13 protein-coding genes are annotated in these 13625 nt (G+C 48.8%); 2 read left to right on the forward strand and 11 right to left on the reverse strand.

The window, feature by feature from the left end:
• Positions 1-90: 90 nt before the first annotated feature.
• Entirely contained in the window at positions 91-1179 is a 1089-nt protein-coding gene (locus ACFVS2_RS28535) for a DUF418 domain-containing protein (protein WP_390239693.1), read from the reverse strand.
• Positions 1180-1276: 97 nt separating this feature from the next.
• Positions 1277-2191 carry a LysR family transcriptional regulator gene (locus tag ACFVS2_RS28540; RefSeq protein ID WP_007726190.1) on the reverse strand — a complete coding sequence of 305 codons (915 nt, stop codon included), beginning with the start codon at positions 2189-2191 and terminating at the stop codon, positions 1277-1279.
• Between the two features lie 212 nt (positions 2192-2403).
• Between ACFVS2_RS28540 and ACFVS2_RS28545 the strand changes: the two genes are divergently transcribed.
• Positions 2404-4053: a hypothetical protein gene (locus ACFVS2_RS28545; protein ID WP_390239694.1), complete on the forward strand. Its 1650-nt coding sequence runs from the start codon at positions 2404-2406 to the stop codon at positions 4051-4053.
• Between the two features lie 134 nt (positions 4054-4187).
• Here the strand turns inward: ACFVS2_RS28545 and ACFVS2_RS28550 are convergent, their stop codons facing one another.
• The 3 genes from ACFVS2_RS28550 to ACFVS2_RS28560 form a co-directional block, all read right to left on the reverse strand.
• Complete coding sequence (locus ACFVS2_RS28550) at positions 4188-4622, reverse strand: metal-dependent hydrolase (protein WP_390239695.1); 435 nt, start codon at positions 4620-4622, stop codon at positions 4188-4190.
• A gap of 89 nt (positions 4623-4711) precedes the next feature.
• Positions 4712-5074 (reverse strand): cupin domain-containing protein, encoded by a 363-nt coding sequence (locus ACFVS2_RS28555; protein WP_173620915.1) that lies wholly within the window; start codon positions 5072-5074, stop codon positions 4712-4714.
• Positions 5075-5152: 78 nt separating this feature from the next.
• Positions 5153-6952: an SgrR family transcriptional regulator gene (locus ACFVS2_RS28560; protein ID WP_390239696.1), complete on the reverse strand. Its 1800-nt coding sequence runs from the start codon at positions 6950-6952 to the stop codon at positions 5153-5155.
• A gap of 129 nt (positions 6953-7081) precedes the next feature.
• Here ACFVS2_RS28560 and ACFVS2_RS28565 point away from each other — a divergent pair, with 129 nt between their 5' ends.
• Positions 7082-8320 carry an MFS transporter gene (locus ACFVS2_RS28565; RefSeq protein WP_390239697.1) on the forward strand — a complete coding sequence of 413 codons (1239 nt, stop codon included), beginning with the start codon at positions 7082-7084 and terminating at the stop codon, positions 8318-8320.
• A 61-nt stretch (positions 8321-8381) separates the two neighbouring features.
• On the opposite strand, the gene ACFVS2_RS28570 is transcribed toward ACFVS2_RS28565, so the two are convergent.
• From ACFVS2_RS28570 to ACFVS2_RS28595, 6 genes are all read right to left on the reverse strand, one after another.
• On the reverse strand, positions 8382-10067 hold the full coding sequence (locus tag ACFVS2_RS28570; protein WP_390239698.1) for a methyl-accepting chemotaxis protein: 1686 nt from the start codon (positions 10065-10067) through the stop codon (positions 8382-8384).
• A gap of 141 nt (positions 10068-10208) precedes the next feature.
• Positions 10209-11222: an NAD-dependent epimerase/dehydratase family protein gene (locus ACFVS2_RS28575; RefSeq protein WP_390239699.1), complete on the reverse strand. Its 1014-nt coding sequence runs from the start codon at positions 11220-11222 to the stop codon at positions 10209-10211.
• A gap of 16 nt (positions 11223-11238) precedes the next feature.
• The gene (gene clpP, locus ACFVS2_RS28580) at positions 11239-11820 is read right to left on the reverse strand and encodes an ATP-dependent Clp endopeptidase proteolytic subunit ClpP (RefSeq protein ID WP_007726172.1); all 582 of its coding nucleotides are present in this window, start codon (positions 11818-11820) and stop codon (positions 11239-11241) included.
• 35 nt (positions 11821-11855) lie between these two features.
• Positions 11856-12113 carry a hypothetical protein gene (locus tag ACFVS2_RS28585; protein WP_390239700.1) on the reverse strand — a complete coding sequence of 86 codons (258 nt, stop codon included), beginning with the start codon at positions 12111-12113 and terminating at the stop codon, positions 11856-11858.
• Complete coding sequence (locus ACFVS2_RS28590) at positions 12110-12703, reverse strand: winged helix-turn-helix domain-containing protein (RefSeq protein WP_007726169.1); 594 nt, start codon at positions 12701-12703, stop codon at positions 12110-12112. The genes ACFVS2_RS28585 and ACFVS2_RS28590 overlap by 4 nt, the downstream gene beginning before the upstream one ends.
• A gap of 150 nt (positions 12704-12853) precedes the next feature.
• On the reverse strand, positions 12854-13612 hold the full coding sequence (locus tag ACFVS2_RS28595) for an MBL fold metallo-hydrolase (RefSeq protein WP_390239701.1): 759 nt from the start codon (positions 13610-13612) through the stop codon (positions 12854-12856).
• Between the last annotated feature and the right edge of the window lie 13 nt (positions 13613-13625).

The raw sequence follows: 13625 nt of genomic DNA on the forward strand, positions 1-13625 counted from the left end.
CTCCATTTTCATCTCTTTTCCCTCCAGTATATCGATTCATAATCGCGAAGGGAAATAGAAGAAAAACGGGGTATTGATCACGTTTTATAATCAATTAACAGGAGCTGGAACCGTCTTCTTTTTACGTCCGTATGTCAGGAAACGCCACAGCTTTTCCATCGGCCCTCGATTAAAACGCTTCAGCCACAGCCAGCTTACGAGTAATTGAAATGCATAGATCGGCAACGCGAGCAAAAACCAAGAAGAGAGCGGCATTGCTGTAATACCGAACAAAGGAATCAGAATGGTCATGATGACTGTCTGACCCAAATAAGTCGTTAACCCCATTTGACCCGTGTAAGCAAACGGCTGGAGAATTTTCCTTGCCGGCTCACGATCAAGTAACAGAAACAAGCTGGCGATAAAGCACAGCGCCATAGGCAGCGTACTCAGATCAACCAATATTTTATTCACCTGTTCAAGCTTTGGACCAAAGACAACGCCGCTCGCCCACACAATCCCTGCTGCGATCGGAAGACTGATTGCGAGAGTAGTCGCAGCGATTCGTTTCAACAACGGCTTATGCTCGCGAATTTGAGCAATCAAACCACGTTTTCCCGCATACAAACCAAACAGGAACATCACGAAGATCGGTATCAGTGTCGTCTGAAGTGATGCTACAAACGAATAGACTTCTTGACCATTGAGCGTCTGTACGAGTGCCGCGCCTTGAGTGAGCATGTACACTCCTCCTAGACTGGCTGCCCATGCTAGAATCGTAGAAGGCTTTCTTCGATAAAATGGCATCAGTAAAAAGCCGAGGAGTGCGTACACCGTCAAAATATCTCCAAACCACAAAATGACGTGAATCACACCAATGAAAAACATCGCGAACAACCGTCTGCTGAAGAGACGAAATACTTTTTGTCCACGCTGTTCAGCCCGTGACATAAAAATGTAAAAACCTAAGCCAAACAGAAACGAAAAGATGCCGAAAAATTTCGTTTGAATGAATAAATCATAGCTTAAGCGAATCCATGCATCGATCCCTGCTTCTATTGGCATACGAACGTCTTCCGAATACATGATGAAGCCCGGCAAGTTCACCAGCAAAATACCGAACAATGCCAATCCCCTTACAATATCAATAGAATAAATCCGATCCTTCTGTGCGATTGGTTCAGCCTGCATATTCGTCATTCCCTCCTGCTGTCTCTAAGCAGGGTTGAGTGTAGCATACATATGCTCATCAAAACTATCGATTCACCTTACCTCTACCTTACAGGCTTGTTATCTTCTATGTCCGTCCCCCTGACAGAACAAGCGGCATCGGTGGATACAAGGAATGTAAGATTTCCATAAAATGCTGCGCTGGCTCGCTAATCCCTGCTTTGGGTACCAGCAAATAAGAAGCGACCTTCGGCAAAACAAGTCCAGGTGTGGGCAGTTCAATAAAGCGGTTTTCAAACAAATCCCGATCGACAGCCGTCCGAGGCAAAAAGGAAACGCCTAATCCATCCTCGATGAATCGCTTTGTAATGTCTACCTGCGAAACAGCCATCGTACGCAAGGAAAGCCCCCTCTGACGCAAAAGCAACAGCACCTCATCCCAGTAACCCGGGTGATTGTGGGTCAACAAACGGTTCGCTTGCACCTCTTGCTCCCAATCAGGCAAGGGCGCCTCCATATCTCCGCCACTGTGAGGGACTGCAAAAACGACAGGATCTTCGTACAAAAGATAAGTAGACAACTGGAATTCTCCCGGCACCATGCGGGTTAAGCCCAGATCAGCTTGTCCATTTTGAACCAGCGGGCCAATTTCCACGGAGTCGACAATTTTAATCGAGATATCTACATCGGGATAGAGCTTGGTGTAACGGTGCAGCAAATGGGAAAAACGAGCACGGGCAATAATCGGTGAAACAGCCAGTTGCAGCTTTTCCCGATAGCCCTGTCTCCAAGCCTGCAAATCCTCCATACTGTTATGCCACTGTTGGAGGAGTCCTTTTGCATGTGGCAAGTAGCGTTTGCCCGCAGCCGTTAACCGAACGCGTTTGCCAACCCGTTCAAACAGCTTGATCCCCAATTCCTTTTCCAATTGTCGTATATGTTGGCTGACAGTAGGCTGCGCAATGAACAACGCTTCTGCTGTCTGGTGAAAATTTTCTGTCGTAGCCGCCACCATAAACGTTTGCAGCACGCGAAAATCCACGTGATCTCCCCCCTGCTGTCGCTTTTTCTTTGTTCTATATGCATACAAAAGAAGGAAGAATGCAACCATTTGGGTCTTTCTTCCTCTTTTTTGAAGAATTTTACTGGAAATCGTTCCCCTTCATCCCCCTTATGGTACAATACAAAATCGAGTGCGCAAAATCATTACGCACATTGGACTCACCAAAGAGAGAGCAAAAGGGGAGAGAAAAGATGGAAACCGCAACAAACGTGAACCCACCGCGCAAAAGCAGTAAAAAAGTATGGCTGATCGCAGGGGCAGCGGCTGTCGTTGTGCTGGGTGGATTAGGAACCGCCTATGCCAAGTTCGATTTGTTTAAGAGCGCAAAAACGATTTACCTGCAAGCGGAAGCGGAGAGCATGATGAAGTTTTCAAGCGACGCATCCAAAGCTTACGGGGAATACCAAGACTACATGAAGCCATACCTGGAAAAACCAGTTCACTCCACCACTGAGTTGAGTGAAATTGCCCTAGATGCAACGATCCCAGACCCGCAAGCACAAAAAATTCTCGACATGCTGGGCAAAGCAAAGCTCGTAATGCAAAGCAACATCGATGAACAGAAAAATCAGCAATCCGGGAACCTGGAAGTTCACCTACAAGATAAAAAGCTGGCTACTCTTGAATACTTCATGAATGATTCCGTGATGGGCTTCAAACTGCCAGAGTTTTACTCTAAATACGCTTATATGGACCTAAAGGATCGCGATGCACTTAAGGAAAAGCTGGGCGGCGAGGAACTGCCGAAGCGCTTCGTAAGCTATAGCGATTTACATGAAGCGATCAATTTTAACCAAGATGAACTCAAAACGGTCATGACTCCATATGCCTTGCTGTATGCTGACAGCATCAAAGACAGCCAGGTAAGCATCAAGAAAGACGTATCCTTCTCCGAAGAAGGACTCAAGGCAGATGCACGTGAGATCACGATTACTTTTAACGATGCAGAAGGTGCGGCTCTGACGAAGCAAATGGCAGAGAAGGCAAAAGCAGACCAAAAGCTGTTTGACCTGATCTACAGCCGCTACCACAATGTGGCTACACTGATGCTCGACAGCGGCTACAAAGTAGAAGAAATCAGCAAAGAAGAATTCAAGAAAAATTACGAGCAAGCCTTCGATGACATCATCAAGGATACAGAAGATACAGACGCTAAATCAACTGATCAATTGAGAATGGTCGTGCTCGTGGATAGCGATCATCAAATCTTGTCCCGCAAGCTCTTGTTCGATGAGAAAGAGAAAAAAGATCAGCTGGTCTACAGCAGTGTTTCCTACGATAAAGGTGCAGAATCGTACTACCGTTACTCCCTGCACAACCTGTCTGATCAGCAAAATGGCGAAATGTCCTTCACGTACAGAGCGACAGAAGAAAAAGACAAGACAAAGGGCAAGTTCAGTATCCTGGCGAAAGAGACTGACCAGCCAGTTCTGGACCTCGCGACTACTTTTGAGACAACCAAGCAAGACAAGTCAAAAACCGGAAAGTATGACTTTGCACTCGTAGTGGCAGACGAATATTCCTCCAACCCTGTTGCTCTGACCGGTAATGTTACCGTGAATGAGACGAAGACGGACAATGGTGTAGATTCTGACGGCACGGTAAAAGTGAACTTCTCGAACCCTACTCCAGATATGCCAAAAGGCTTTAGCTTCAAGCTGAAGTCCAAAGCAGAATTCGGCAAAGCACTGGAAATTCCAGCTATGACTGCTGACAACTCCATCAATTTCGCTACTGTGACTGACCAACAAATGATGGAAGCGCAACAAGAAGTCATGCAAAACGCAGATAAGTTCATGACTGAAAACGCTGAGCTCGTGCAACAGTTCATGATGCCTTAGTTGTTTCGTGATAAGAAGAATCTGCTCATAATCGTTACTAGCAAGCTGGCATCGGTCCTAAACCGGTGTCAGCTTTTTTGTTCTAATGAAAAAGGACCTCCTGTAGGGAGATCCTTTTTCAATGTCCATTCTTCTTACTGATAACCTTTGATCACGATATACACAATCGCTACATAAAACACGATTCGATCCACAGTCCGATACATCGACTTGGACACCCGAATGCCGAGCCATCCCATTCGCAACGGCCACAATAACTGAATGCGTCCCACCAGCATATCGCTGATTAGATGGGACAATATCCCCCAAAGCGCTGCCATTGCAGCCGGAGAATCACCGAATAGCAGAAATGGAAGGAACAATATTACCCATGAGTGTGTCACTGTACGATGACCGAATCCTTTTTGCAGCATTTTGGATACAGGTCCCATCAAGTTTCCGAGCTTGCTATTTGCTTGATCGATATCAGGTACGAGTGCCATTGTCGCGCCAATGACGCTGCCCTTCCATGAAGGATAGGCGCAGTAGCCTGCGATGGCACCAAGTGCCATATGTGTTTTCCAATTCATTCGCCTTTCACACCGTCTTTCTAGGATAGTCTAATGAGCTTATGTACGGTTGGTGGAATGGCAAACCAATACCATCATACATACGGATGCTACGTCTCCAACAAGGACATAAAGCTCTCCGGATCGAGTCCATCTCCTTCGATCACGATTGCCGTCATTCCGGTTTCACTGCCTGATTCGTGCCCTTCTCCTGTGATCCAGAATGCCGCCTGACCACTCTGGATCGAGATGCGCTCTGTACCTTCGCCACGTACCCAGCCTTCACCGCTCACCACAAGAAAAAGCTGAGGGCAAGGCGCCGGATGATAACCGACAATCCCGCCTGCCTCCAAATGGATACATCCTATCGAAACGGAATCAGGTGTGCGCATGACACGAGAAATCGTCGCATGGACGGAATTATAGCGATCAATCGTTTTGCCTACTTGCTGATCAAATCGGAATCGTTTCATACTTGCCCCTCCGCTTTTTGACGTGTAAGCCCTATCATAGCGCAACTAGTGGTGCTATGACAGACTCATCTGCCACGATTACTGCCGAAACCAAATATTTTTGTAGTCGACAAGACCAAGTGCATTCAGCGAAACACCGGCCAGAGCCGAATGGTAAGCAGAGTGCTGACGCGTATGGTACAAAAACAGCATCGCGCACTGCTCACGCAGCAGTCTCTCCACCTCCAGCAAGTGATGACGCTGCCCTATTAATTCCCTCTCCAGCATCAAGGCATCCAACTCATGATCGATTCGCTCGCGCAAAGCAGGGCTCCATATCTGTCGCGAAAAGCTGATATCCGACTTGAAGAACTCCACCATACCCAACACCCACTGTTCATCAAAAACCTCACCCGCAACCACCATATCTGCCTGCTGGATGATCTCTGGCTTCTTCAGTTCCTCAATCGGCAGGACTGTCACTTCGACGCGAATGCCACAATCCGCCAAATGCTGCTGTAGCCATTCCGCATTATTTTCGTTGCCTGCTCCTTCATACGTAAACAACTGTATCGGACGATGATCGGGCCAGCCTTTGAAATCCCCATCCCAGCCCGCTCCATCACCAAGCACGTCCTTGTTTTCAGGTAAAAATCCGTAAGCAGGCGCATACCGATTGCCGCACAGTTCCGTGATCATTTTCTCGCGCACGATGAGACGATCCAGCGCTTGCCGGAATGCGAAATCTTGCTGCGGGCCTGGGCGATTCAGGTTAAAAGCGAGATACGTGCAGCCTTTCTCCAGGCTCTGCAACTCCTGCCATTGCTCCATCGGCCCGAGCTTATTCCAAAAGGTTTGGAAGTGCACCTCTCCTCGTTTTGAAAAGTAATCCTCGTTTCGCACATCCTGACTGTTTTCGGGAACAATCCAAATCTCTACCCGATCCAAATGAGCCCTTCCGAGAAAATACGTGGGGACAGCCTCCAAAATGAACATCTGCGAGTCATTCGTTACCAGCAAAAATGGTCCGCTACCAACAGGAAATCGGCTAAATGCTTGTCCCTTTTCCTGAATGACATCTCCCGGAACGATCGAGAGCCGATCCGATGCCAGTATGGATAGCAGTAATTGATTGGGTCGTCTGAGCACGATTTTTACCATCGTCTCTTTTTCAGCAGTGACTTTCTCTACATCTTCCAACATCCAGCGATAGGGAGAACCCTTCTTTGGATCGGCAATGCGCTCGAGCGTCCAGACGACATCATGCGCTGTCAGTTCACGTCCATGGTGAAAAAATACCCCTTTGCGCAAATAAAAGGTCCATTCTGTTCCGCTCTCATTTACTTCCCAATGATGGGCGAGATGCGGGATGAATGCATCCATTTTCTCGTCATAACGGATGAGAGTATCAAAAAGTTGCTTCACCATATGTGACTCTGTGCGCCTGTTGACAAAGGCAGGGTCGAGAGCGGGAATCGGCCTGTAAAAGGACATGCGAAGCGTATCCAGTTTCCGTTCACGGATTTCCTCTTGAATAAAGCCAAACTGCCCGGAGAGCCAGTCAAAAAAGTGCTCCCGCCCCTTGGCAGTGATGGCAAAATCATTGAGGAGCTGCATGGCGCCTTCCAAATCGCCATCTTGTATACGCTCTTGGGCGATAGGCAAAACGATTTGCTCGATCCCGTATAACAAGACGATCCGTGAGACATTGCCTCGTCCTCTTCCCGGGCTCCATTCAATCCACTTCTGCTCCTCCATCTGCTTGATGACTTTTTTCGTATTTCGAATCGTGCAACAAAAAATCTGGGCCAGCTCGGCAAGTGTAATCTCCTGCTGTTCACCCTCTGTGACAGAGGCAAAATGCTGGCGCAAGCGCAAGTAGTAGTAGGCACTTTGCATCGAGATGATCACTCTTTCTACGTAAACAGTCGCTGACGAATCCTAAAAGGGGTCCATACTCACCAAACACTCTACCCTTTTTCTTCCCCTTTTTCTAGCTACAATGAGATCGAAGAAGGAGGTTTTTTCATGCCAGTGCCTAACCACACCCCCGCCACGAAGCCTGAATCAGACGAGAACATGTCGATCTGGCGGAATCGGCCCTTTCTCGTCCTCTTTTTCACGTCCACCTTTATCGCGTGTGGAGCAAAGGTGTACGAACTAGCCTTACCACTGATTTTGTATGACATGACCCAATCGCCAGTTGCCATGACGACCATGAAAAGCATTGAATTTTTGCCTAATCTACTGCTGGCCATGTTCATCGGCGTCTGGGTGGATCGCTTCTCCAAAAAACGTTGGTCGCAATGGATGGTTTTTGGCCAGATAGTCTTGTTGTTTTTGCTATATGGACTGACCGAATCGGGACATGCACAGGTCATTCATTATTATGTGGCTGGATTTTTCCTGATGGCGTTTAACTACGGCTTTCACAACGCACGCGTCAGCATGATCAAGCAAGTGGTCCCTACCCCACTGTTAACCTCAGCCAATGCTCGTTTTTCTTTTATGGGCACTTTTATTGAAATTATGGGGCCTGCGATTACCGGGTTTATCCTGCTTCTTTCGACGCTGCACACTGGGCTGCTTATTACGGGTACAGCCTATTTACTGGCTTTTATCGCCATATCATTTTTAGATCGTACAGATGCGCCTGCCCCCTCTCAAGGCGGCTTTTGGCAGGAGTTGCGAAATGGTTGGAAGGAGCTGTTGAGCAATCGACCACTATGGCAGATTACGGTACTCGTGATTTTTCTCAATGCGACCTCGGGCATGTATGACGCCATGATCATTTTCTTTGCCAAGGATCACCTTAGGCTGGACAATTCCACATTAGGACTGGTGCTTTCCGTCGCTGGACTTGGTGGTCTTCTCGGCAGCTCAGTCGTTGCCTATCTGCGAAGACGCTATCCCATCGGTCGCATCATGGGCATGACCATTCTGCTCCTCGGTTGCTCCTATTTGCTTATGGTTTTCGCGCAAAGTACGTGGATGCTCTGTCTGTCTCTGTTTCTCACGGGGCTGATCAGCACGATTGAAAACGTCTGTATTTGGACCTTCCGTCAAGAGACTACCCCTGCCCACATGATCGGAAGAATTAGCGGGATCACCGGCTCTATTTTCAAGCTCGGGATTGTCTTTTCCATCTATGGTTCGGGCTGGATGACCTTGTCGCTGGGGCCTTGGGCTGTCTTTTTGGCAGCGGCAGTGGGGAATCTCGTGGTTTTTCTCGTGTATCGAAGATTGGCTTTGTGGAAATTGGCGTAAACGAAAAAACACCCCTAGAATCATACTGTCGATTCTAAGGGGTGTTTCTTGTGGCGAAACTTTATACCTTGAAATGACCTATCAGCTTTTCCAAATCATCCGCGAGACTCGCCAGCGATGCAGCCGAGGAGTAGATCTCCTCCATCGAAGCAAGCTGTTCTTCTGTAGCAGACGAGACTCCCACCGAGTGAGAGACAGCCGATTGCGCTACATTGGCAATCATCTGCATCGATTGTCCGACCTTGCCTGTACTTTCCGTAAGGATATGTGCAGCAGTCGATACTTCTTGAATTTCATTCGTCACTCCCACAACAGCATCGCGAATTTGAGAGAACGCTTCTCCTGCTCTTGCGATGCCTCCCATTCCATCTGATACTTCTTGAGAGCCTTTTTCCATCGTGAGGACCGCTTCATTCGTCTCCATTTGGATCGACGCGACCAGCTGGGAAATTTCTTGTGCCGATGCAGATGCCTGCTCCGCCAGCTTTCGCACTTCATCCGCCACGACAGCAAAGCCTCTGCCATGCTCGCCCGCCCTCGCCGCTTCGATGGCGGCATTCAATGCCAATAGATTTGTCTGACCTGAAATTTGCGTAATGACTTCGACGATTTGACCGATTTGCTCGGAGCGTTTTCCCAAGCCACCTACCAGTGCAGTCAAATTCTCCATCGTTTCTCCAATCCCGTTCATCTGGGAAACCGACTGCTGGATGGTTCGATCCCCCTCTGTCGCCAGCTGTGAGGTACTGGCAGCCGCAGCAGACACGTTTTGTGCACGTGCTGCAATTTTTTCAATTCCTGCTGATATTTCTTCGACTTCCTGCTGACTCTCCTCTACGTTTTGGGATTGCCTGTCGGTTCCTTCCGCCATTTCCTGGACCGTGATGGCGATCTGTTCCGTAGCTTGACTCGTTTGCTTCGAGCTCGCTGTCAGTTGTTCAGCTGCGGCTGCAACCTGCTGGGCATGCCCGCGAACCTGAGAAATCAACTCTCGTAAATTGCCTAGCATCCGGTTGAATGAGCCTGCCAACTGTCCAATCTCGTCTTTTGAGAAGACGGTCAACTCTTGCGTCAAATCTCCTTTTCCGTCAGCAATATCATGAAGCTGTTTGTTCACCCGATGCAGCGGAGTCACAATCGAACGAATCAGAAGACCGCCAACCACAATCGCGACGAGAATTCCCACTACATTAAAAAACAACTGAATCATAGCCGAGATTCCTTCGTTCTCCGCCAGCCCCTGTTGATCTACTTCGATTTCAGTACGCACCTCTTCAACCAATCCACTCACAACCGAATCCATTTCTTTTCTCGATTGCCGCTCCTGACCGAAATGGTGAGAAATGGCTTCTTCACGTAGTCCTTTATCCATGGCCTCTACCGCTTTATGGCTCGACTCCAGATAGGACTTGTATAGTATCTGAGCCTCCTGCATTTCTTCACCATGGTGAGAAGACTCAAGAGAATTGTTCATTTTGGCAAACAGGCTGTCCAGCTTTGCTGCCTTTTCCTTCAATTCCATCCGAAATTCTTCATCGCCCGTTAACAAGTAGGCGCGTTCGTCATTATTTCGACCCGTCATGATAAACTGCATTTCTCGCAGATCCGTCAATAATTCTTCCTCTTCGATAATTTTTGTGTAAGATGCCTTCATTGCTAACATTTGCACGTACATATACGTACCTGAACCGAACATGACTGCCAATATGACGCCAAAAGCCAGGATGATTTTCGTTCTGATTTTCACAAGGTGAGCCTCCCGTCATCTGCTACTCTTGTTCATACCCAGCTCCTCCTTCCCTCAAACACTTTGATGTGCAAACAAAAAAACCGCCAGACAACATCCTGACGGTTCAAACAGACTTTACACGAAACTACTAGATATATACTAAACGCCGAGCTTCGCGAGCAGTTTATCCTCTGATATATAGTTGTTTTCTTGTAACATGTTTTCAGGGGGATGATCGAGCTCCCATGCAATCGTACGTCGTATAGACTCCTCTGCGGTAGCTTGTTCGGTATACCCCAGCTCACGCCTGATTTTTGCAGAATCCAGCTGAATATGCTGCTTCGATTCGATCTGCGGGACCCACTCAGTTGGTAACTCAGTAGAAGGCGCTGTAATCACTTTGCCACTCCAACCGTAAACGCTGCCGATTCGTTCAATCCACTCTCGCATCGACGAGCATTGCTCTTCTGCTACGTGGTAAATCTGATTTTTTGCTCGATCGTCGGTAGCCACCAGACAAATGGCATGCGCGATGTCTTCTACGTAGCCGCGTGCCCACCGCCAAGAAGCAAAGCCTTCTTCGAGCAAAATAAACGGACGCCCGTCACGCATCTGCTGAAGGTACGGATAGACGCGATGCTGGTAATCATGCGGGCCATACACCATCGGCAGGCGCAAAATCGTGCCTGGCAGACTCTGCTGCCCCATCACGACTCCCTCCACGAGTACCTTGTCATAATATTCGCGATCTGGTCTGACCCCGCGGAACGGATAGCGCTTCTCGCAAAGCGGAGACTGCTCCGTAAGCGGCTCGGTCGTAATCGGACCGGATTCGATCTTGTTCACCCGTCCGAACGCCTGATACACGTCACAGCTACTGATCGCCACGACACGACTTGCTATATCCTGAAACGTTTCTATCAGCAGGCGAGCATCTGCTTCTGTGTACGGAAACAGATCAATAACGACATCAGGTGCAAAGGAACGAAAAGTCTCCCGGTATTCACCCAGGAGGGCACGATCTCCCGTAATAGAGACGACACCTTGTGGAAGAGAGGCTGCGCCGAGGGTAAGCCCCCTATTAAATACAGCAACTTCATGACCTGCTTCTGCCAAGCGCTTCACTGCATGTGGACCGATAAAACGCGTTCCCCCCAAAAATAGGATCTTCACCCCGGCACCCCCAGCTCTACAATTTTTCGATCACTTTATCAATCAAACCGTATTCGAGCGCCTCTGCGGCGGTAAGGAAATAGTCACGGTCTGCATCTTTTTCGATTTGCTCGACTGTCTTTCCCGTACGCTCCGCGATGATCGTATACAGCATGTTGCGATGTCGCATAATACGGTCTGCTGCGATCTTGATATCGCTCGCCTGTCCTTGACTGCCTCCCCATGGCTGGTGGAGCATGACTTCTGCATTGGGCAGCGCGTACCGTTTGCCCGGCGCTCCTGCTACAAGAAGCATCGCTCCCATGGACGCTGCCATCCCCGTGCAGATCGTGGACACATCAGGCGCAATGAAACTCATCGTATCAATAATCGCCATTCCTGCGGTGACAGAGCCTCCGGGCGAATTGATATATAGGTGAATATCTTTTTTCGGGTCCTCTGCTGCCAGGAACAGCAACTGAGCTACGACTGCATTGGCTACCTGATCATCAATGGCACTGCCGAGAAAAATGATGCGATCCTTCAACAACCGGGAGTAAATGTCATAGGACCTCTCTCCATAACTCGTTTGCTCGACTACTACCGGGATGAGATTCATGAAAAACCCTCCTTCGCTTGTTTACGCTCGACTTTTTACGCGGCCATACGCATGCTGGTTGCTTGCGGCACCGCCACTGATTTTTTGTTAAATCCAGATGAAACCTGCGTCACGACTGCCGGATTACTCGCCGGACCCACTGACCATGTCTGAACCGCTGCTTCTCTTTCGACAGCAACTCCATTTCCGTTTCGGGCTGGCATGGCAATGATCTGATCAGATTGTGGCTGGATACGATTTTCCCAAACGATTACGGGTTTGGACTTGTTTGACTCCACAGCTTGTGCCTTCATGCCTCGTCTCCTCCTTGTTTTGGATAAACCGCGAGAACCACCTGATACGTTTCTTGTCCCTTTTCTTTTGGCTGATACTTCGCCACAAGCTGATTCACCAGTTGGACGTATTCCTCTACAAAAGCACTACGCTGTTCCGCACTGGCAAGCTGAATACTCGCATTCAGTGAGGCGCTCGGAACCTCCACCTCTTGATCGGAACGCTCCAGCAAGAGCATGGCATCCCGCTTGATTCGTTCTGCTGTCTGGACCAGATGAGACAACGATCCTTGATCTTTCATTTGCTGAACGGTATCGTTGCCCCAGTTCAGTCCTTCCGAGAGCACATACGTCCGTGCAATCGCCAAATAAAGCACCTCGACGAGATTGCGCACCTGTCGACTCCCAACCCGCCTGACCAATCCGACCTTTTCCAAGGCCTTCAAGTGATAATTGACACGTTGTGGGATTTCATTGATACCACGTGCGACTTCTGCTGCTGAAGCAGGCTCTGCCAAACGGCTTAATATCTCGGCACGGAGCGGGTTCAATAGCGCCATCGCCTGTTCCGGCTTCTCGACTACATATGTTTCCAGTTGTTCGTGCGCCACAATAACACCTCATGACATTAATCATTTACGTAAAAATAGTTTATTACGTTCATTTTTGTTTGTCAAATGATGGATAAGCCTTTTTTTCGACAACGTCAAAAGCCCCGCTATGACCTGCGGAGCTTTGTTTTTCATTCATATTCGGTTCGCTCATGGAAAAGAGATGATTTCACCATCCTCCGGAACATGTACGCGACCGGACATCTGTTTTTCCTGCAAGCATTCATTCAATTCCTGGCGACTGAGCAAGCAATGGTTCCACGTCTCCATGTGGGCAACGAAGATATGGCTGTTGGGCGCGGCATTTGCGACATGGACGATATCCTCCTTCGTCATCGTAATCGGGTCTCCCGTCAAGAACCGGGCCGCACCTGCGAAAACGACGATCGCATCTGGACAATACGTTGCAACAGCCTGCTCCATTTCCTCACACCAAATCGTATCCCCCGCCACATACAGCGTCAGCTCGCCAGCTCGCTTCAAGACAAAGCCAGATACTGGCCCCATCTGCTGTCCGATTTCCCCTGTTCCGTGTTGACCACCTGTCCGATGCAAGTGAACCCCTTGCCATGTATACTCCTCTTCGATGGCAATGACTTGTTCGAAGCCATGCTGCACCAGCTTATCCAGATCCGGTGGCTGGCAAAATACAGGCAAATGCTTCGGGAGAAGGCGGATGGCCGCTTCATCGAGATGATCGAAATGGGTATGCGTCACCAAGAGGGCGTCCACGCCAGCGAGTACCTCCTCCACGGATATGGGCAATTCTACTCCTGGATTCGGGCGCTGATTCGGCGTATTTGGTACTGCTGGCATTTCTCCTTTGGAGCTAAACATCGGGTCAATCAAAAATGTAAGCCCTGCATATTCCACACGCAAGGTAGCATGTCGTACAAGCTGAATCTGCATGTCATTTCTTCCT

The organism is Brevibacillus sp. NPDC058079 (assembly GCF_042885155.1).
Taxonomy (GTDB): domain Bacteria; phylum Bacillota; class Bacilli; order Brevibacillales; family Brevibacillaceae; genus Brevibacillus.